Origin of the sequence: Actinoplanes palleronii (assembly GCF_016862315.1) — a bacterium.
Classification (GTDB): Bacteria; Actinomycetota; Actinomycetes; order Mycobacteriales; family Micromonosporaceae; genus Actinoplanes; species Actinoplanes palleronii.
Genome location: NZ_BOMS01000111.1, coordinates 18,165 through 35,428 on the forward strand (window position 1 = coordinate 18,165; position 17,264 = coordinate 35,428).

A 17,264-nucleotide genomic window follows, 5' to 3' on the forward strand; every position below is an offset into this window, starting at 1 on the left:
CATCCCGGGTCAAGGTAGGCTTTAACCTCCCGCTTACCACTTTTTCGGTACGAATACGGAGCGCCCGTCCGCAGGCTACAAGCCACGTCCCGTGGTGGCCTCGCGCGACACCGCCACCACACCGGACCACCGCGCGCCTCGCGGTCCTCGGCTGGCGCTCAGGGGTGCCTCGGGGTGCCGGAGGCACCCCTCACGACCAGCCGGGACCGTGACGTGCGCTGCGGTCTGGCCGGTCGCGGTCCTTGGCTGGTCCTCAGGGGTGTCTCGGGCACCCCGAGACACCCCTGAGCGCCAGCCGGCGAGCGGTCAGGGGCGGGACTGCCGGGTGGCGTGCCAGGTCAGCACGGCGGCGGCGGTCAGGGCGAGGCCGGCGGCTGGGGCTGCGAGGGAGCGCCGGCGGGCCGGGGCGGGCTTGGGCGGAGGCGGGATCGGGGTGAAGACGTTGCCGTGGTGCGGGGCGACCTGCTCGCGGGACAGGCCTCCGACGCTCATCAGCGGGACCACCAGGGCGTCGTACACCGCCGGCAGCGCCACGAAGCCGAATCTGATCAGCGGGTTGACCAGGCCGACCGACACCTCGCCGCGCGGGCGGCGGGCACAGCGCAGGATCGCGGCGGCGACCTTCTCCGGCGAGTCGACCGGGGGCGGGGGCTGGCCGAAGCGGCCGGCGAAGTTGGCCGCGGTGCGATAGATGGAGGTGTCCACCGCGCCCGGCGACACCAGGCAGACGTGGATGCCGGGCGCGTCCCGGGTCTCCAGCCGCAGCGCCCGGGCCAGCCCGCGCAGCCCCCACTTGCTGGTGACGTAGGAGCTGGTGAACGGCGTGACCACGGTCCCCAGCAGCGAACCGGTGAGCACCAGCACGCCTCGCTCGCGCGCACGGAACCGGCGCAGCGCGACCCGGGCCACGGTGGCCGCGCCCAGCAGGTCGACGGTGACGACCCGGTCGAACACCTCGGCCGGTACGTCCTCGAACTTCCCGTAGGCCATCACCGCGGCGGTGTGCACCCAGACGTCGATCCCGCCGTACGCGAGAGAGGCGGCCTCGGCCACCGCCTCCACCGCGTCGCCGTCGGTGACATCCGCGACCACCGCCCGCGCCTGCGCGCCCACGGCCCGGCAGTCCGCAGCAACAGTCTCCAAGTCCGATTCTGATCGGGCCGCGAGGATCAGCCTGGCGCCGGTCCGGGCGAAGGCCAGCGCCGTCGCCCGCCCCACGCCGCTGGAAGCCCCGGTGATCACGACTACTGGTGTGGCATCCATGGCCACGCTGTACCCGCGGTGACCCGCGCCAACCTAGGTCGTGAACGTCGCCACCACCTCGCGCAGCCGGGTCGCGGCGCCGGCCAGTTCGTGCGCCGACCGGGCCGTGGTATCGGCCGCCGCCGTGATCCGGCGGGCCTCCTCAGTGACCGAGCCGAACCCGCCGGCGATCTGCTCGGCGCCGGCCGCCACCTCGCTGATGCCGTAGCTCATCTCCGCGGTCGTCGCGGACTGTTCCTCGACCGCCGCGGCGATCGTCGCCTGGAACTCGTCCACCCGCGCGATCACCGCGGTGATCTGCTCGATCGAGCCGGCCGCGTCCCGGGCGTCGCGCTGGATCGCGTCGATCCGGGCGGTGATGTCCTGCGCGGCCCGGCTGCTCTCCTGCGCCAGGTCCTTGACCGAACCGGCCACCACGGCGAAACCCTTGCCGGCCTCACCGGCCCGGGCCGCCTCGATCGTCGCGTTCAGCGCGAGCAGGTTCGTCTGCGCCGCGATCGACGTGATCACCTGCAGGACGTCGCCGATCTGCGCGGAACTCCCGCGGAGCCGGTCGAGGATCTCGGTGGTGTCGCGGGCCGCGTCGACCGCCTCGGCGGCGACCGCGGCGGCCTGGCTCGCCCCCTGCGAGATCTCGTTGATCGACGCGGACATCTCCTCGGCGCCGGCCGAGGTCGCCGAGACGTGCCGGGACACCGTGTCGGCGACGTCGCGGGCCTGGCCGGCCTTCGCGGTGGTCAACTCGGCGCTGGCCCGCATCTGCCCGCTGACCTCGGTCAGCGCGCCCGACGTCGCGGTGATGTCGTCACCTTCGGCGCGCAGGCCGCGGAGGCCGTGGCCACCGATCCGCCGGTCGCCAGGACCGTCTCGTCGACGGCCCGCCCGGCCTGGTCCAGCAACAGCGGCAGCCGGAACACCAGCGCGTCCATCACGTAGTACGAGTCCAGGTCCGGATCGAGGGTCAGGTTCGAGGCGTCGGACACGGCGACGATCAGGCCGAGAAGGGCATGTGAGGCTTTACCGTACGCGTCGAAAGCCGTCTGCCCACTGCCCGTGGCGGCGGCCAGCTCCGCCTTGGCCGCGCGCCAGGCGGTTTCGACGCCCAGCTCGGTGCCGTGCTCGTGGTCGGCGGCGTCCACCGCACTCGTGTCGACCCCGCCCGGCGGGCTGCCGTCGACGGCCAGGTGCCGGGCTCGTACCGTGGCCGCGGTCAGGGCGAGCAGCGGCCGCAGGTAGACGGTACCGGCCCGCTCCTTGGCACTGAACGCCACCTGGCTGGACTGAATACCGACGTAACCCCAGGTCACGAAACCCAGCGGCAACAGCAGCACCAGGGTGACCAGCAGGATCTTGTACGCGTAGCGCAGCCGGCCCAGCAGCCGGCTCGCTGGTGAAAACACGGCGCCTCCCCGCTGTCCGCTTCGGCACCGCCCGGCCACACCTGAGCCGTTTCGGACTGGTACGGTCCGCGGGTGGAAGAACAGACGAGACCGACGTGGGTGCTGCTGCTGGCGGCGGGCCTGTCGGCCGCGGGCGGCTATCTGCTCTACAGCCTGATCCTCCATCGCTGAGTCGCCCGGCGGCATCGCCTATAACTCCTATGTGTCTGATAGGTTATGGCGATGAGTGTGCTCGATGCCATCGGCGACACGCCGCTGATCCGGCTCACCCGGATCACCGCCGGGATCGCCGCCGAAGTCCATCTCAAGGCGGAGTTCCTCAACCCCGGGGGCAGCGTCAAGGACCGCGCCGCGCTGGCCATGGTCGAGGCCGCCGAGGAGTCCGGCGAGCTGCGCCCGGGCGGGGTGATCGTGGAGGGCACCTCGGGCAACACCGGGATCGGCCTCGCCATGATCGCCGCACAGCGCGGCTACCGGGCCCTGGTCGTGGTGCCGGACAAGAGCAGCGCGGAGAAGGTCGCGACGCTGCGGGCCTACGGCGCCGAGGTGGTGATCACCGTGGGCGGTGTGCCCCGCGAGGATCCCCGGCACGTCTCGCAGGTCGCCGCCCGGCTCGCCGCCGAGACACCGGGCGGCTGGCTGGCCGGCCAGTACGACAACCCGGCCAACCCGGGTGCGCACCGGGCCACCACCGGCCCGGAGATCTGGCGGCAGACCGGCCGCCGGGTCACCCACTTCGTGGCCGGCGTCGGCACCGGCGGCACGATCAGCGGCACCGGGGCGTTCCTGCGGTCGGCGGGCCCGGTGACCATCGTCGGCGCCGACCCGGAGAACTCGGTCTACGGCGGCGGTGACGGCAGCCCGTACTACGTGGAGAGCATCGGCCACTACGTGCACCCGGCGACCGCCGACGACGTGTGGCCGGAGTCGTATCACCCGCACGTCGTCGACCGGATCGAGCGGGTCGGCGACCGGGAGTCCATCGCGATGACCCGCCGGCTGGCCCGCGAGGAGGGCGTCCTGGTCGGCGCGTCGACCGGCACGGCCGTGGTGGCGGCGCTGCGGGTGGCCCGTGAGCTGGGCCCGGACGGGCTGGTGGTGGTCCTCGCACCGGATTCCGGCCGCGCCTACCTGTCCAAGTACTTCGACGACGGCTGGCTGCGCCGCAGCGGCTTCCCGGTGCCGGCGGCACGTGACTCCCTGGCCGCAGCCTCGCCCGGGTCCGGAGCCCACGCCGCACCCGGGTCCGCGGCCTCGCCCGGCCCGCTGGTCGGGGACAGCCCGATCACCGCCGCGGTCCTGCTGCCGGTCACCGCCCGGGTGCGGGATCTCCCGGCCGCCGCCCGGGTGCCGGCTCGGCCGGCCGGCCAGGTGACCGGCCAGCCGGTCGCTTCGGTGGCGCTGGTGGTCCTGCCGCGCGGGAACCGTCCGCTGACCGATCCGGCGCCCGGTGACGTCGTCGGGGCGGTGCCGCTCGACGCGCTGATCCACGCCGATCCGGGCGCCCTCTTGACCGACTTTGCCCAGCCTCCGTTGCCGACCGTCGGCATCGGTGAGTCCTCGGCCGAGGCTCTGGAACGCACGCCCGCAGCCGCCACGTGGGTCGCGGTCCTGACCGACGGCCGGATCACCGGAGTGATCACTCGTGGTGCGCTGGCCGGAACGTCCTCCCGAGACGCCGCAGCGGCGGTTCACTGACGTCCGCCGCGGCCGCCCGCTGACCGAAGACGGCCGTGACCATCGGGCGGAACAGGCGCAGCACGTCGGCGACGAACCGCCGGCGGCTCAGCCCCAGCGCCCGCAGCGCGCCACCGTGGTCGAGGGAGACCACCAGGGCCGCCCCGGTCATCAGCGCCCACCACCCGGCGGCCGCGGCGACCCGGCCGGCGAGCGGGGTCCCGGCGAAACCCTGCCGCAGGCGGTCGAGGTGGAACGGCACGTGCCGTTCCTCGTCGGCGAGGATCCGGCCGGCCACGTCGGCCACGTAGTCGTCGCCGGACCCGTCGCGCAGCGCCCGGTAGTAGCGCAGCGCCACCACCTCGGCCAGCATCAGCGTGAGCAACTCCAGCCGCAGGCCACCACCGCGGCGGACGAGCACGAACACGGTGTCGGTCCAGTGCCCGCTGATCGGGGCCGCCCCGGCGTAGCGCACCACGTTCGCCAGCCGGACCGCGTGGCTCTGCTCCTCGGCCACGAAGAGGCGGATCGCGGCCAGATAGACCGGGTCGCCGGCGCGGGTCGCCGCCGCGATCAGGCTGGTGCCGTCGCCGTCCTCGCCGGCCTGGAACCGTTGGACGCTGCGGATCAGCGCTGGTGGCAGCTGCCCGCCGAGCGGCTGCGGCTCGGTCCGCGCGGCCCGGCGGCGAGCGTGTTCCTCGAACATGGCGAGATGCTGGTGAATGTCCATGACACGACCCTGGGCCCGTGGCCGGTGCCGCTGGAAGGCCCTGCACGGAACCTCCACACGACCTCCCCGGCCCGGCCGGTTTTCCCCGCTCCGGCAGACTGGTGCGGTGATCAGACTGCGGTGGTACCTCGCTCGCGAACGGCAGCAAGTGATCGATGCCGCTGACCTCGAGGCGACCTACGCCGCCGTTGATTGGGCCACCAAACCGGTCTTCGACCACGACGGCGTGCTGGTGTGGGTCAGCGGCCCCGACGAGTGCCGGGTGGAGCGGCACCGGGGCGGCCGGGATCTTCGCCTGGACGAGTCCGGCACGAACGTCCTGCCCCGCGCCCGTGGCCTGGAGATCCTGCGCGCGCCCGGCGCGAAATACCGCTGGGTGCACGCCCTGGACTGGCGCTCGGGCGCCGGCGACTACCTCGACCGGGACCGGGTCGACGCCGTCATGGAGCGCGGTATCGACCTCGAACCGTGGTTGTCCGCGGAGAGCCCGGTCGGGCTGCGGCACCTGTCGTATCTGATGTGGTTCCACGGTGGCGCGATGGCCAACGGTGCCGGCTGGCCGCTGGACGCGTGCACCGATGAGCAGATCGCCGCGTTCAGCACGGCCGCCGCCTATTTCGGGCTCGATCAGATCGTCGACCTGCTCGGCCGTCTCGAGCCGGAGGACGACGCGATCAGCGAGGAGTACTGGGATCTGAGCGGCGCGTTCGGGCAGGACGCTTCGCCGATCTACGACGCCGTGCGCTGCAAGCTCGTCGAGGCGCCGGGGGATTGGGCTGAGGGCAGCGCGATCAGATCTGGGCGCGCATCACCCACCGCCACTTGGCGATCTTCCGCACCCGGGTGAAGCCGTGCCGGGCGTACAGCTCCTCCGGGCCGGTGTGCAGGTAGGCGCCACGCTGCGGCGGCCGCTCGTCGGTCTGCTCCGGGTAGGCCTCGACGATCCCGCCGCCGGCCCGCCTGATCTCGTCGAGCGCGGCGGTGACGGCAGCGGCGGCGACACCCTTGCCGCGCTGCTTCGCACCGGTGAAGATGCAGCCGATCCGCCAGTCCGGTGACTCGCCGGCTCCCTGATCGTACGATCGCTGGTTTTTGATGGTGGGCAGCTCCGGCGGCGGACCGAACTGACACCAGCCGACGCAGAGTGTGCCGTCGTAGACGAGCACCTGGTGAACCGTCCCGCGCGTGACGTGCGCAAGCTTCGCCTGCCGGTTGCCCTCGCGGGTGCGCCCCGCGCCCACGCCCTCCGGGTGGAAGCCCATGCACCAGCAGCCGCCCCAGACCCCGTTGTTCGCCTCGACCAGCGCGGCGAAGTCGTCCCACGTCTCCGGTGACAGCATCCGGGTCGTCAACGTCATGCCTTCAGTGTCGGGGTGTCAGGCGCCGTCGGCGAGGAGCATCGGGGTCAGGGTTTCGCCGGCGTGGACCGCGGCGGTCAGGCGGCGGTGCCCGCGCACGGCGACGAACTCCGATGCCTGGTGCCGCACCGTGATCTCGCCGTCCTCGTCGGTGTCCGCGGTCGGGCGGACCCGGCGGGGATCGAGGTGGCACGCGGTGACCGGCGACGCGGTGGCCGGCCTGCCGAGCATCTCGACGATCCGGGTGACGACCTGCTCGGTGGTCGCCCGGGTTGTGTCGCAGACCAGGTCGTAGTTGCGCAGGTCGGACTTGTCGACGCCGTACCGCGCGAGGAACCGCTGCCGCTCACTGTCGCTGCGCTCGGCGAGCTGGCGCCGGGCCTCCTCGACGCTGTCGTAGCGCTCCACCGCGTCACCGGGCCGGGCCAGCACCCGCCGGGCGGCCACGACCGGATCGGTGATCAGGTGAACCTTGAGGGCGTCGGTGAAGTAGTACCAGGCCAGCCGGTTGTCGACCACCAGCCGCTGACCGGAGGCGGCGATGTCGTGCTGCAGCTGGTCGATCTGATGGTCGATCTTGTCGTCCAGCTCCGAGTGCAGGTTGAACTGCAGCGCCGTCATGCCGTGCTCCGCCGCCATCCGGCGGTAGAGGTCACCGACGCTGACCCGCCGCACCCCCAGCCGCTCGGCCAGCAGCACCGACGCGGTCGTCTTGCCGCTGCCGAGATCACCGTTGAGGACCACCGTGCGAGGCCAGGCCATCGCCTCACCATACCGGGTTCGGCAGGTGGCCATTTTCCTCTGCGGCCTGCTTGTCGGCAGGAGAGCTACCTTCTTCCGGGGGACTCGGGCCGTGCCGGAAAGCTCCAGCGGCGGGTGACGCCGGACTGCCGGCGGGCACCGTCGACACGGAAGGCGTGGCCGGGCAACTGATCGCCTGGCGGGCCGAGGCCGGCGAGTAGGGCGTTCAGCGGGTCAGGTCGAGGACCGTGAGCGTGTTGTCCTTGCTGTTGCTGACGTAGCCGCGGGAGCCGTCCGGCAGGACCGCGATCGAGGTGGGCGCCTTGCCGGTCGGGAGCGTCGCGGTGACCTGGAGGTTGTCGGCGCGGATCACCGAGAGGGTGTCGCTGCCGCTGTTGACGACGTAGGCGTAGCGGCCGTCCGGTGACCAGTGGACGTTCAGCGGCTCGTTGCCGACGGCGATGGTGCGGCGGACCGTGTGCGTGGTCGTGTCGATCGCGCAGACCGTGTCGTCGTCCCAGTTGACGTTGATCACTAGCGGTCGGACCGGGTTCTGCTCGACGCTGTGCGGGGACCGGCCGACCTTGATGTTCCTGAGCAGCTTGCGGGTGGCGGTGTCCACGACACTGATCTCGTTGGACTCGTGATCGGCGATGTAGGCCCGGGTGCCGTCGACCGAGAATGACACGTAGTGCGGCTCGGGCGGGACGGTGATCTCGGCGATCGGGGCCATCCTCTCGGTGTCGATCACGGTGACCGTGTGGCCGTCGTGGTTCGGGACGTACAACCGGGTGCCGTCCGGGGTGACTGCCGCGAGGAACGGCCGCGTCCGTACCGGAATGGTCTTCTTGATGGTGTTGTCGCTGGTGTCGAGGATGCTGACGGCGTGCACGTCGCCGTCGCGGCGGTCCCAGAGGCTGACGTAGACGTAGCGGCCGTCGGGGGAGAAGGACAGGAACCGGGCCGGGCCGGGCACCCGGATGGTGGTCGGGGTCACCCGATCGGTGCTGGTGTCGAGCACCGAGACGGTCTGGTCGCCGCTGGCGATGTAGAGCTGGCGCCCGTTCGGGGAGGCGGCGACGTAACTCGGGGGTGAGGTGAGCGTCACCGGTTTCGCCAGCGACGGCACGGCGATCGCGGAGAGCAGAGTCTTCGCGATGCGGGCGGCGGTCGAGGCGGGAGTGGGCCGTTGCCGAGGAGCCGCGGCCGACATCGAGTGGTCGCGGTCCCGGGTGAGCGCGACGATCGTGCCGCTGAGCAGCAGGACGGCGGCGAGCGCCGCGACCAGGGTGAGGGCGCGCCGACTCCGGCCGGTGCTGATCGGGCCGTCATGGTGCGCAGGCGGTGGCGTCCATGGCGGTTGCGGTGCCGGCGCGGGACCGGCCGGGGCCGGCGCGTGGCGGGGGCCCGCGGCGACCATCGCCGCGCCCAGGGCGACCGCGTATTTCGGGTGCGCGTCGTTCACGGTGGGCCGGCCGGTCTCGGCCGCGACCATTCTCTCGATCAAGGGGATCCGGGAGGATCCACCGACCAGGAGTACGGCGGACAGCTGACCGACGTCCAGCCGCGCGGTGTGCACCGCCCGGATCAGGGTGCCGATGGTGGACTCGATCGGGGCGCGGATCAGGCCCTCGAACTCCGGACGGGTCAGCCGGGCGACGAAGTGCCGGTTCGGCAGCAGCACCGGGATGGTCGTCTCGACGTCGACCGACAGCGCCTCCTTGGCCTGCACACACTCCTGGCGCAGGTTCGCCATGGCGGCCGCCGACTCGGGCGCGGACAGGTCGAGCTCGGCCAGCGCGCCACCGTGCTGGTAGTTCAGCCACTGCAGGATCGCCTCGTCGAAGTCGATCCCGCCGAGCCGCTCCATGCCGTCCGGGTCGCCGATCACCTCGACCAACCCGGCGCGTTTGCGCAGCACCGTGGCGTCGAACGTGCCGCCGCCGAGGTCGTAGACGGCCAGCGTGTCACCCTCGGCGAGCAGCCGGGACGCGCCGTAGAAGGCCGCGGCCGCCTCCGGCTCGGTCAGCAGCACGTAGTCGTGCAGCCCGGCCAGCCGCGGGATCTCCTCGAACAGCTCCCGCCGGTACGGGCCCCAGTTCGCCGGGTAGGTCAGCGCGACCCGGTCCGGCGGGACGCCCTCCACCCGGGTGACGGTGTCCAGCACGTCGCGCAGCTGCGCGGACATCAGCGCGGTCACCGCGTGCGGGACGCCGCCGAGCACCACCGGGGTCGGATCGCCCAGCCGGCGCTTGAACGCGCGCTCGACCCGGTCCGGGTGGCTCAGCGCGCGGCGTTCCGCGGCGTCGCCGAAGACCAGCCGGGACGGTTCACTGAGGAACACCACCGCCGGGGTGACCACGGTCTGGTTGCCCAGCGTGCACATCTCGGTGCGGCCGTCCCGGGAGATCGCGGCGGCGACGAAGGTGGTGCCCAGATCGACACCCAGGTCGTAACCCACCACACCTCCAAGACGGTCCTGCACTGTGGTCAGTCTCGGACACCGGGGGGCCGGGATCCAGGGTACCAACCCGTACGTGTCGGGTGAATTCCTGCACAATGAGGGCATGACGCTCGGTCCGGACGACGACACCGCCCGTCGCCGGCAGGCCGACGAACACTGGACACGCCGCCGTGACCTGGAACGACAGCTGCACGACGGCCCGGCGCTGCGGATCGCCGCGCTGACCCTGCACCTCGGACTGCTCGGGCAGAAGGCCGGTGACCTGCGGCACGACATCGAAGACCTGCAAGGACAGCTGCACATCGTGCTGCAGGAGCTGCGGCTGATCGCCGACCAGATCTACCCGCCGCTGCTGCAGGAGGCCGGCCTGGGCGCCGCGCTGCGCGAACTGGCCTCGGTCCTGCCGGCGCCGGTCCGGGTCGACGCCGCCGACGGCCGGTTCGACCCGGCCGTGGAGGGCGTGGCGTACTTCGCCGTCCTCGAAGTGCTCCGGGACCATCCGGTCACCACTCGAACGGTGGACATCACGGTCCGCCGGGATGACGACGGCTTGGCGCTCGATCTGGCCGGTGCCGATACTGGCCGGGGCGTCACCGTCGGTGACCGGATCGCGTGGCTGGGCGGGGTGGTCGAGATCGTCGAGGATGCCGGTAGGCGCACGATCAAGGTGCGGATTCCGTGCGGGTAGCGCTCGCCGAGGACGGGGCCCTGTTCCGCGACGGCCTGATGATGCTGCTCGAGGCGGCCGGGCACGAGGTGGTGGGCGCGACCGCGGACGGTGACGCGCTCGTCGAGCTGCTCGCCACCGAACCGGCCGACGTCGCGATCCTGGACATCCGGATGCCACCCGAACCGGACGGTGGCCTGGTCACCGCGGAACGGCTGCGGGCCGCGCACCCGAAGCTCGGGCTGCTGTTCCTGTCGCACTACGCCGAGGCGCACTACCTGATGCGGGTGCTGCAGATCGGCACCGACGCGATCGGGTACCGGCTCAAGGAGAAGGTGGGCAGCGTCGACGTGCTCAGCGACACCCTGACCCGGATCCGGGACGGCGAGATCGTGATCGAGCCGGTGCTGGCGCGGCGCCTGGTCGAACGGCCGAGCAGCAGCCGCCGGGACGTGGTGGCGGCTCTGTCCGGGCGGGAGCAGGAAGTGCTGCGGCTGATGGCCGAGGGACGGTCGAACGGCGGGATCGCCCATCAGCTGGTGGTGATGCCGAAGGCGGTGGAGAAACACATCGCGAACATCTTCAGCAAGCTCGGGTTGCCGGCCGACGCCGCGGAGCACCATCGGCGGGTGCTCGCGGTGCTGACGTATCTGAGATCGCAACAGGACGGTGCGTAGGGCGGGGGTGTTGCGGGCCGCGCTGCTCGGCGGTGGGGCATTCGTGCCGCTGGTGCTGGCGGGCCTGGTCAGCGGGCCGGGCCCGGTGGTCGCCGGGCTGCCGTTCCTGGCCGCCGGGGTGGCGGTGGTGCTGGTGGCGCGATTGCGCGGGCCGGTGGAGCGGGTGGTTCACGACCGGCGGGTGACGCCCTACTCGGCGCTGGCGGACGCGGCGCGGCGGCTGCGGTCGCCGTCGATGGAGGAGGCGCTGCCCGGGCTGGCCGGGGTGCTGGCCGACGGGACCGGAGCGCGCCGGGCGTCGGTGTGGCTCGCGGTGGGGGAGCGCCTGGTCATCAGCGCTGCCTATCCGGACGACGGAGTGTCCGCCTGCGCGGCGGACAGTGTGGAGAACCTTGCGGTGCTGCTGGCCCGGCCGGGGATCGGGCATGTCGTGCCGGTGCTGGACGGGACCGAGCTGCGGGCCGTGCTGGTGATCGAGAAGCCGGGTGCGCCGATCACGCCCGCCGACCGCGCGCTGATGCGGGACGTGGCGAACGGGGCGGCCCTGCTGCTGCGGACGGTGGCGCTCAACGCCGAACTGGCCGACCGGGTCCGCCGCGCCGACCACCTGGCGGGTGAGTTGCAGGCGTCCCGGCGGCGGCTCGCGCAGGCCCGTGAGGTGGAGCGGCGCCGGCTGCTGACCGAGCTGTCCCGCGCGACCTCGGGCCGCCTGGCCGCGCTGCGCGAGCATGTGACCGCGGCCCGGGACGGCCTGGGGCAGCCGGAGGTTCCGGGTCACCTGGTGCGGGCGCGCACCGAGTTGGACGAGCTGCTGGACCGGTTCCGGGTGATCGCCCGGGGTGTGTATCCGGCGGTGCTGCGCAGCCAGGGTCCGGGTGCTGCCCTGGAGGAGCTGATCGCCGACCTGCGCCGGACGGTGCGGATCACCGGCGACCTGGACGTCCGGGTGGCGTGGGAGATCGAGTCCGGGGTCTACCAGGTGACGGCGGCGGCCCTGGAGCTGCTCGCGCAGGAGGCCGGGAGCGCGGAACCGCCCGTGGGCCGGCCGGGATCGCTGGTCCGAGGGGTGACCACGGCCGAGCTGGACGTCCGGGTGGACGGGCCGGAGACCACGGAGATCCACGTGCGACTGACCCACGGCGGTGGCCGGGTGCGGGTGCTGGTCGAGGATCCCGATCCGCCGGTGACCGCGGAGCAGGTCCGGACGGCCCTGCTCGACGACAGCGAACGGCTCGCGGCGCTCGGCGGCGACGTCGCCTGCCCGGACGACGAGAAGCCCGGACTGCGGCTGCACGCCTGGCTGCCGGACCGGCTGGACGCGCTCCTCGAATCCGGCGCCACCCTCGGGCCGGGGTCGTGACGCGTCGCCGGTCCCTGCCGTGGGCAGTGGTGATCCTTCCGGTCGCCGTGCTCGGCGGCGGCGTGTTCCTGGTGCTGCGCCTGCTGCTCGACCGGCTGCCCGCGGGGCTGGCCGTGCCGATCGCCGCGGCGCCGGTCGCTCTGCTGCTGCATCCGGCCCTGGTCAGGGCCGAGCGGCTGCTGCACGGGCGGCGGCCGACGCCCTACAGCGTGCTGGCCGGGATCGGGACGCTGTCGTGGACGAGCACGGCGGACGCCCCCGACCTGGCCCGGGTCGCCGAGGCGGTCGGACGCGGACTGGGCGCCCGGGTGTGCCGGCTGACCGTGCACCGGCCGGATCTGCCGGACCGCACCTACGTCTGGCCGGCCGGTGACACCGGGGAAACCCTGGTCTCGCTGCCGGTGGTGCGCGGGGCGGAGCAGCTGGGCTCGATCGCGGTGGACCGGGCGGCCGCGGCCGGCCCGGACGTCCACCGGCGGCGGCTGGTCGAGGACGTCGCCGACAGCCTCGGCCCGGTCTTCGAGGCGCACCGGCTGGGCATCGCCCTGGAGCGCGAGCTGCGGGCCGTCCGGGCGCATGCCGCGGACATCGCCGGATCGCGCCGGCGGCTGGTCGCCGAGATGGACGCCGAACGCCGCCGCATCGAACGGGACCTGCACGACGGGGCCCAGCACCACCTGGTCTCGCTGCGGCTCGCGCTCGGGCTGGCCGAGCACAAACTCACCAAGGGCGGCCGGGCGGACGCGGAGACCGCGCTCGACCGGGTCACCGGCCAGATCGACGACGCCGAGGCGATCCTGGCGCGCACCGCCCGGGGCGTGACCTCGCCGGTGCTGGCGCGGCGCGGCCTGGTCGCGGCGCTGGAGTCGGAGCTGGGCACCGGGGTGCCGATCACCGCCGCCGGGATGGACGCCGGCCGCCGCTTCCCGGTCGAACTGGAGTCGGCGGTCTGGTTTTGCTGCCTGGAAGCCGTGAACAACGCCCGCAAGCACGCCCCGGGCGCGCCGATCCGGCTCAGCCTGACGTGCGGCCGGGATCGCCTGGCGTTCGGCGTTCACGACGACGGGCCGGGCTGGGACATGACCGCGAGCGCCGGCTCACCGGGCCGGGGCATGCGCAACGTGATGGCCCGGGTGACCGCGGTGGGTGGCCTGGTGGCGGTGCGGTCCGCACCGGGCGCGGGCACCCGGGTGGACGGCTGGGTCCCGCTGCCCGGCGGGCAGGCCGACGACGACTCGCTGGTCACCGCGGTACGCGAGGCGATCCAGGCGGCGGCGGCCGCCTACGGCGACGACCCGGCCGTGGAACGGATCCGGGAGCTGCGCGCCGGGCTGGACGAGCCGGCGGCCCGCCGGGCCGCGATCCTCGCCGCGTGGTCGGCGCTGCGGGCCCTCGACCAGCTGGTCCGCAGTGAGCCGCCCCCGGGCAACGGCCCGCACCTGCTGCACCGGCTGGACCGGATCCGCTCGAGCAGCCGGGAGTGGGCCGAGGTGACCGCGATCGACGCCCTGCGCTCGGCGGGCACCACCGATCCCGGCGCGCCGGACGAGGTCGAGATGGCGGCTCGGCTGCTCGGGGAGAGCGGTGCGGATCCGCGGACCCGGCTCGGGCTCGCCGCGGACGCCGGCCGGGCCCAGGTCGCCGAGGCCGCGGCACGAGCTCTCGCGGTCTGGCGGACCCGGGCCTCGCACCCCGGCACCTCCGGAAGTGTGCGGCTGGTCGCGGCGACCGTGGTCCGGACCTGTGAGCACCTCATGCTCAGGCACTCCGGAGGAAGCGCAGGGCCTGGACCTGCAGATCCCGGATCGACTCCAGGTCCGCGTCGATCGCCCTGAGTTCCTGGTCGGTGCTGTCGTCGGCGGCTCGCCGGGCCGCGTCGGCGGTGGAGGTGAGCTGCCGGGTGCGGGCGGTGACCGCCGCGTCGGCGGCGGTGCGCAGGTGCTGCTCCAGGGAGCGGACGCCGTCGCGCATGCGCTTGCTGAGGGCCATCCGGAAGTCGTCGACCGTGGCGCGCAGGCCGCTGGTGGTCTCCGCGGCGCGCCGGCTCCGCTGGCGCTGGCGTTCGCCGGCGATCGCGGCGCCGCCCATCGCGAACGCGCCGGTGACGGCCGCCGTCACGATCAGCCAGAGCGGCAGCCGGAGTCCGAGGATCTTGGGGAGGACCAGGGCGATCATCATGCCGCCGTAGGTGGGCATGACGATGCCGAGCATCCGGCCGGCCAGCGGCTGACGGCCGGCGGGGGCCGGGCGGGGCCGGGGCTCGTCCAGCGGCGCGAGCCACACCGGTGGCACCGGGACCGGGACCTCGAGCGAGGCGGCGACCCGGGCGGCCGCCGACCGCAGCGCCTCCTCGCAGGCCTCGGTCTCGGTGGCGAACCGGGCGCGGAGCCAGCCGTCGAGGTCCAGGCCGGGCTCGGCCCGCTCGATCAGCGCGGTGCCCTCGTCGAGCAGGGAGCGCAACCGCCGCTGAACGGCGTACTCCAGGTCTGAATCGGCCGCGCCCAGCGCGTCGCCGAGCGTGCGGGGCCACCTCGCGGTGCTCTCCCGGAACCGGCGCAGCCGGGTCTCGGCGTGGCGTGCCTCGGCCGCGAGCCGGGCGGACCGCCCCGGGTCGCACAGCCCGGCCCGCCGGTTGCGGAGGTCGACCTCGAGCGACTGCAGGGCCTGCACCACGGTGGCGGCGACCGGAGCGCCCTGCGCCGGGTGGGTGACGGCCAACTCGCCGGCGGCGGTGTGCATCCGGCGGACCAGGTCGGGTCGCTCGTTGGCCTCGGCGCCCTGGCGGACCAGGTGGACGAGCTCCCGCAGGTCGGTCTGCTCGGTCGTGACGGTCATCGGGCTCACCTCCGCGTGCTGGGTCCGGTGGCCGCCGGGCGGCGGCCACCGGTCGGGTGCCGTCAGTGCTGGAAGTAGTGGTGCGAGTCGTGGTGACCGGAGTGGTCGTGGTGCTCGTGGTGGCCGTGGTGGTCGTGGTGACCGCCGTGGTGGCCGTGCGAGTCGTGGTTCCACCGGTGGTCGTCGTGGCGGTTGTGGCGGTTGTGGTGGTCGTTGTCGTCCCAGTGGTTGCGGTCGTGCCCGGAGCTCCCGCTGTCGTGGTTGTTGTCATCGCTCTGGTGACGGCTGTCGGAGTGGTGCGTGCTCTGCCACATGGTCGTTGTCCTTTACCTGGTGGGGGGCCTTGCCGATGGGAACAATGCTTCCGTCTTGACCGCCGCGGCGCGACCGAGGAGACCCCCGGATCCGGCCGGGGAGCTCCCCCGGCCCGAGGTAGGGATAACCCCCGGCGCCGACCGAGAGCGGTCAGCTGCAGCCGGTGAAGGTGTGGTGCTCGAAGTGGACGCTGGTGTATTCCTGGTGCTCGAAGGAGCTCTGCGAGTGGTCGTCCCACGACTGGTTCTGCTGGTGGCTGCTGGTCGACTCCCAGCGGGTGTAGTCGTAGTCGGTGTTGTCGCCATACGAGCTGTTGTCGCCGTGCGAGCCGTTGTCGCCATACGAGGCGTGTGAGGCGTCGTCGCCATACGAGGCGTGCGAGGCGTGCGAGCTGGTGTCGCTGGACGGGGTGTTGTCGCCGGGCGAGCAGTGCGAGCTGTTCCACATGATCTCTGTCCCTGTCTGCCGTGCGGGCCTTGCTGACAGGACCAATGTTTCCGTTTCCGCAGCTCCGGCGCGATCGAGCAGTCCCCCGGACCGCACTCGATCCACCCCCGGAGTACGGGTGGGGAAAACCCCCGCCCGGAGGCGCTGACGTAGTGTTCGGTTCCGGTGTTACAGGCACATGGGGGATGAGCTGGTGAGCAACTACGCGGTCGACGACGACGGCAACGTCCTGATCCGGACCTGGGCCGCCGGTCACGGGCACCTCGCGGCGGTCGTCGCGGCGATCCCGGAGTCCGCGCCGAGGCTGCACCGGCTCGATCTGGCCGCGCAGCTGTCCGGCCTGGCGGACACGCTGTGGCGCTGCTACACCCATCCGGCCAGCGCGGCCGCGAGCACCGAGCCGCACACCGAGGGCTGGCGCCGGCAGCAGAGCCGGGACAGTTTCGGTACGGTCGCCGACGCGATCCGCGCCCCGCACCTGGTCGACGGCGACGGTTACCTGGTCGTCGAGTACGACCCGGTCCAGGAGTACGCGAACCGCGTCGGCCGGGCCCTGCACACGATCGGCGACGAGGCCCTGTCGCAGGCGGTCGTGGCGGACGTGGACGCGGAGCGGGACGCCGTCGAGCGGGCCGAGCTCGGTGACCTGACCGGCCGGGCGGTGCAGGCGGTGACGCTGAGCCGTACCGATGCCAGCCCGGCGCAGGTGGCCGCGGCCGACGCGGTGCTCGACAAGGATCCGCTCGGTGGCAGTGAGCTGTTCCGCGAGCTCGAACCGACCGCCGCGGCGGTGGCGGCGGCGCACTGGCTCAAGGCGGCGGCGGACGTGACCGCCGACCTGACCGGCATCCCGGCCGAGCAGGTCGTGGTGGCCGCAGACGACCTGGAGTCGTTGCCGTACCGGACGCCGACGGTGGTACTGGAGCTGTTCGCGGCCGGTGGCTCACCACATCAGCTGGTCGTCGACCTGGTCGGCGACGCGATGCTGATCGCCGAGGGGCTGGCACCGGGGACGGTCATCTTCGCCGGTGGCGAGGGCCGGTACGAGGAAGCCGACGAGCCGGACCTCGACGACGACGATGACGATGACGACGATGTGGAGCCCGGAGTGCTGGCCGGGGAGCCGGTGCGGATGACGCCGCTGGACCCGTCGCGCCCGGCCCGCGATCTGCTGGAGGACCTGCTGATCGGGATCCACGGCTGCCAGCTGCTCTACACCGACTTCAAGGAGGACGAGGGCGCGGGCGCCGGCGCGAACGAGGCGTTCCGCGAGGCGGTCCGCACCCGGGCGGCGAAGGACCGCAGCCGCCTGCTCTGACCGGGGTGAAGC

At 73.1% G+C, this 17,264-nt stretch carries 17 protein-coding genes; 7 read left to right on the forward strand and 10 right to left on the reverse strand.

Annotated features, from left to right (window positions below):
* Window positions 1–306 precede the first annotated feature (306 nt).
* The 3 genes from Apa02nite_RS34615 to Apa02nite_RS34625 are packed head-to-tail and all read right to left on the reverse strand — an operon-like array spanning window position 307 to window position 2,663.
* Window positions 307–1,263, reverse strand: coding sequence for an SDR family NAD(P)-dependent oxidoreductase (locus tag Apa02nite_RS34615; protein ID WP_203828828.1), 957 nt, complete (start codon window positions 1,261–1,263; stop codon window positions 307–309).
* Window positions 1,264–1,296: 33 nt separating this feature from the next.
* Entirely contained in the window at window positions 1,297–2,022 is a 726-nt protein-coding gene (locus tag Apa02nite_RS34620; protein WP_203828829.1) for a methyl-accepting chemotaxis protein, read from the reverse strand.
* Window positions 2,023–2,039: 17 nt separating this feature from the next.
* Window positions 2,040–2,663 (reverse strand): hypothetical protein, encoded by a 624-nt coding sequence (locus Apa02nite_RS34625; protein WP_203828830.1) that lies wholly within the window; start codon window positions 2,661–2,663, stop codon window positions 2,040–2,042.
* Window positions 2,664–2,885: 222 nt separating this feature from the next.
* Between Apa02nite_RS34625 and Apa02nite_RS34630 the strand changes: the two genes are divergently transcribed.
* Entirely contained in the window at window positions 2,886–4,361 is a 1,476-nt protein-coding gene (locus Apa02nite_RS34630; RefSeq protein WP_203828831.1) for a PLP-dependent cysteine synthase family protein, read from the forward strand.
* Here Apa02nite_RS34630 and Apa02nite_RS34635 read toward each other — a convergent pair.
* Window positions 4,303–5,070 carry a ferritin-like domain-containing protein gene (locus Apa02nite_RS34635; protein WP_203828832.1) on the reverse strand — a complete coding sequence of 256 codons (768 nt, stop codon included), beginning with the start codon at window positions 5,068–5,070 and terminating at the stop codon, window positions 4,303–4,305. The genes Apa02nite_RS34630 and Apa02nite_RS34635 overlap by 59 nt on opposite strands.
* Before the next feature lie 106 nt (window positions 5,071–5,176).
* Here Apa02nite_RS34635 and Apa02nite_RS34640 point away from each other — a divergent pair, with 106 nt between their 5' ends.
* Entirely contained in the window at window positions 5,177–5,917 is a 741-nt protein-coding gene (locus Apa02nite_RS34640) for a hypothetical protein (protein ID WP_203828833.1), read from the forward strand.
* Here Apa02nite_RS34640 and Apa02nite_RS34645 read toward each other — a convergent pair.
* The 3 genes from Apa02nite_RS34645 to Apa02nite_RS34655 form a co-directional block, all read right to left on the reverse strand.
* Window positions 5,862–6,428 carry a GNAT family N-acetyltransferase gene (locus Apa02nite_RS34645; protein ID WP_239164755.1) on the reverse strand — a complete coding sequence of 189 codons (567 nt, stop codon included), beginning with the start codon at window positions 6,426–6,428 and terminating at the stop codon, window positions 5,862–5,864. The two genes, Apa02nite_RS34640 and Apa02nite_RS34645, sit on opposite strands and share 56 nt — an antisense overlap.
* 18 nt (window positions 6,429–6,446) lie before the next feature.
* A complete protein-coding gene (locus tag Apa02nite_RS34650; RefSeq protein ID WP_203828834.1) occupies window positions 6,447–7,190 on the reverse strand; it encodes an AAA family ATPase in 744 nt (247 codons plus the stop codon).
* 205 nt (window positions 7,191–7,395) lie between these two features.
* On the reverse strand, window positions 7,396–9,630 hold the full coding sequence (locus Apa02nite_RS34655) for an Hsp70 family protein (protein WP_203828835.1): 2,235 nt from the start codon (window positions 9,628–9,630) through the stop codon (window positions 7,396–7,398).
* Window positions 9,631–9,736: 106 nt separating this feature from the next.
* Between Apa02nite_RS34655 and Apa02nite_RS34660 the strand changes: the two genes are divergently transcribed.
* From Apa02nite_RS34660 to Apa02nite_RS34675, 4 genes are read left to right on the forward strand one after another with little or no spacing between them, the layout of a single operon-like run.
* On the forward strand, window positions 9,737–10,321 hold the full coding sequence (locus tag Apa02nite_RS34660) for a sensor histidine kinase (protein ID WP_067685353.1): 585 nt from the start codon (window positions 9,737–9,739) through the stop codon (window positions 10,319–10,321).
* On the forward strand, window positions 10,312–10,977 hold the full coding sequence (locus tag Apa02nite_RS34665) for a response regulator (RefSeq protein ID WP_083970899.1): 666 nt from the start codon (window positions 10,312–10,314) through the stop codon (window positions 10,975–10,977). Before Apa02nite_RS34660 ends, Apa02nite_RS34665 begins: the two co-directional genes overlap by 10 nt.
* A complete protein-coding gene (locus Apa02nite_RS52020) occupies window positions 10,970–12,337 on the forward strand; it encodes a sensor histidine kinase (RefSeq protein ID WP_203828836.1) in 1,368 nt (455 codons plus the stop codon). Before Apa02nite_RS34665 ends, Apa02nite_RS52020 begins: the two co-directional genes overlap by 8 nt.
* A 29-nt stretch (window positions 12,338–12,366) precedes the next feature.
* The gene (locus Apa02nite_RS34675; protein ID WP_203828837.1) at window positions 12,367–14,172 is read left to right on the forward strand and encodes a sensor histidine kinase; all 1,806 of its coding nucleotides are present in this window, start codon (window positions 12,367–12,369) and stop codon (window positions 14,170–14,172) included.
* On the opposite strand, the gene Apa02nite_RS34680 is transcribed toward Apa02nite_RS34675, so the two are convergent.
* From Apa02nite_RS34680 to Apa02nite_RS34690, 3 genes are all read right to left on the reverse strand, one after another.
* Window positions 14,096–15,172: a hypothetical protein gene (locus Apa02nite_RS34680; RefSeq protein WP_203828838.1), complete on the reverse strand. Its 1,077-nt coding sequence runs from the start codon at window positions 15,170–15,172 to the stop codon at window positions 14,096–14,098. The two genes, Apa02nite_RS34675 and Apa02nite_RS34680, sit on opposite strands and share 77 nt — an antisense overlap.
* 62 nt (window positions 15,173–15,234) lie before the next feature.
* Window positions 15,235–15,486, reverse strand: coding sequence for a hypothetical protein (locus Apa02nite_RS34685; RefSeq protein ID WP_203828839.1), 252 nt, complete (start codon window positions 15,484–15,486; stop codon window positions 15,235–15,237).
* A gap of 151 nt (window positions 15,487–15,637) precedes the next feature.
* Window positions 15,638–15,934: a hypothetical protein gene (locus tag Apa02nite_RS34690; protein ID WP_203828840.1), complete on the reverse strand. Its 297-nt coding sequence runs from the start codon at window positions 15,932–15,934 to the stop codon at window positions 15,638–15,640.
* Between the two features lie 193 nt (window positions 15,935–16,127).
* Between Apa02nite_RS34690 and Apa02nite_RS34695 the strand changes: the two genes are divergently transcribed.
* Window positions 16,128–17,252: a hypothetical protein gene (locus Apa02nite_RS34695; protein ID WP_203828841.1), complete on the forward strand. Its 1,125-nt coding sequence runs from the start codon at window positions 16,128–16,130 to the stop codon at window positions 17,250–17,252.
* Window positions 17,253–17,264 lie beyond the last annotated feature (12 nt).

Bases quoted from the DNA above. Each gene is read 5' to 3' on its own strand.
- Apa02nite_RS34650 (WP_203828834.1), bottom strand. From the start codon at position 7,190: ATGGCCTGGCCTCGCACGGTGGTCCTCAACGGTGATCTCGGCAGCGGC.
- Apa02nite_RS34620 (WP_203828829.1), bottom strand. From the start codon at position 2,022: ATGCGGGCCAGCGCCGAGTTGACCACCGCGAAGGCCGGCCAGGCCCGC.
- Apa02nite_RS34685 (WP_203828839.1), bottom strand. From the start codon at position 15,486: ATGTGGCAGAGCACGCACCACTCCGACAGCCGTCACCAGAGCGATGAC.
- Apa02nite_RS34630 (WP_203828831.1), top strand. From the start codon at position 2,886: ATGAGTGTGCTCGATGCCATCGGCGACACGCCGCTGATCCGGCTCACC.
- Apa02nite_RS34660 (WP_067685353.1), top strand. From the start codon at position 9,737: ATGACGCTCGGTCCGGACGACGACACCGCCCGTCGCCGGCAGGCCGAC.
- Apa02nite_RS34690 (WP_203828840.1), bottom strand. From the start codon at position 15,934: ATGTGGAACAGCTCGCACTGCTCGCCCGGCGACAACACCCCGTCCAGC.
- Apa02nite_RS34645 (WP_239164755.1), bottom strand. From the start codon at position 6,428: ATGACGTTGACGACCCGGATGCTGTCACCGGAGACGTGGGACGACTTC.
- Apa02nite_RS34635 (WP_203828832.1), bottom strand. From the start codon at position 5,070: ATGGACATTCACCAGCATCTCGCCATGTTCGAGGAACACGCTCGCCGC.
- Apa02nite_RS34615 (WP_203828828.1), bottom strand. From the start codon at position 1,263: ATGGATGCCACACCAGTAGTCGTGATCACCGGGGCTTCCAGCGGCGTG.
- Apa02nite_RS34680 (WP_203828838.1), bottom strand. From the start codon at position 15,172: ATGACCGTCACGACCGAGCAGACCGACCTGCGGGAGCTCGTCCACCTG.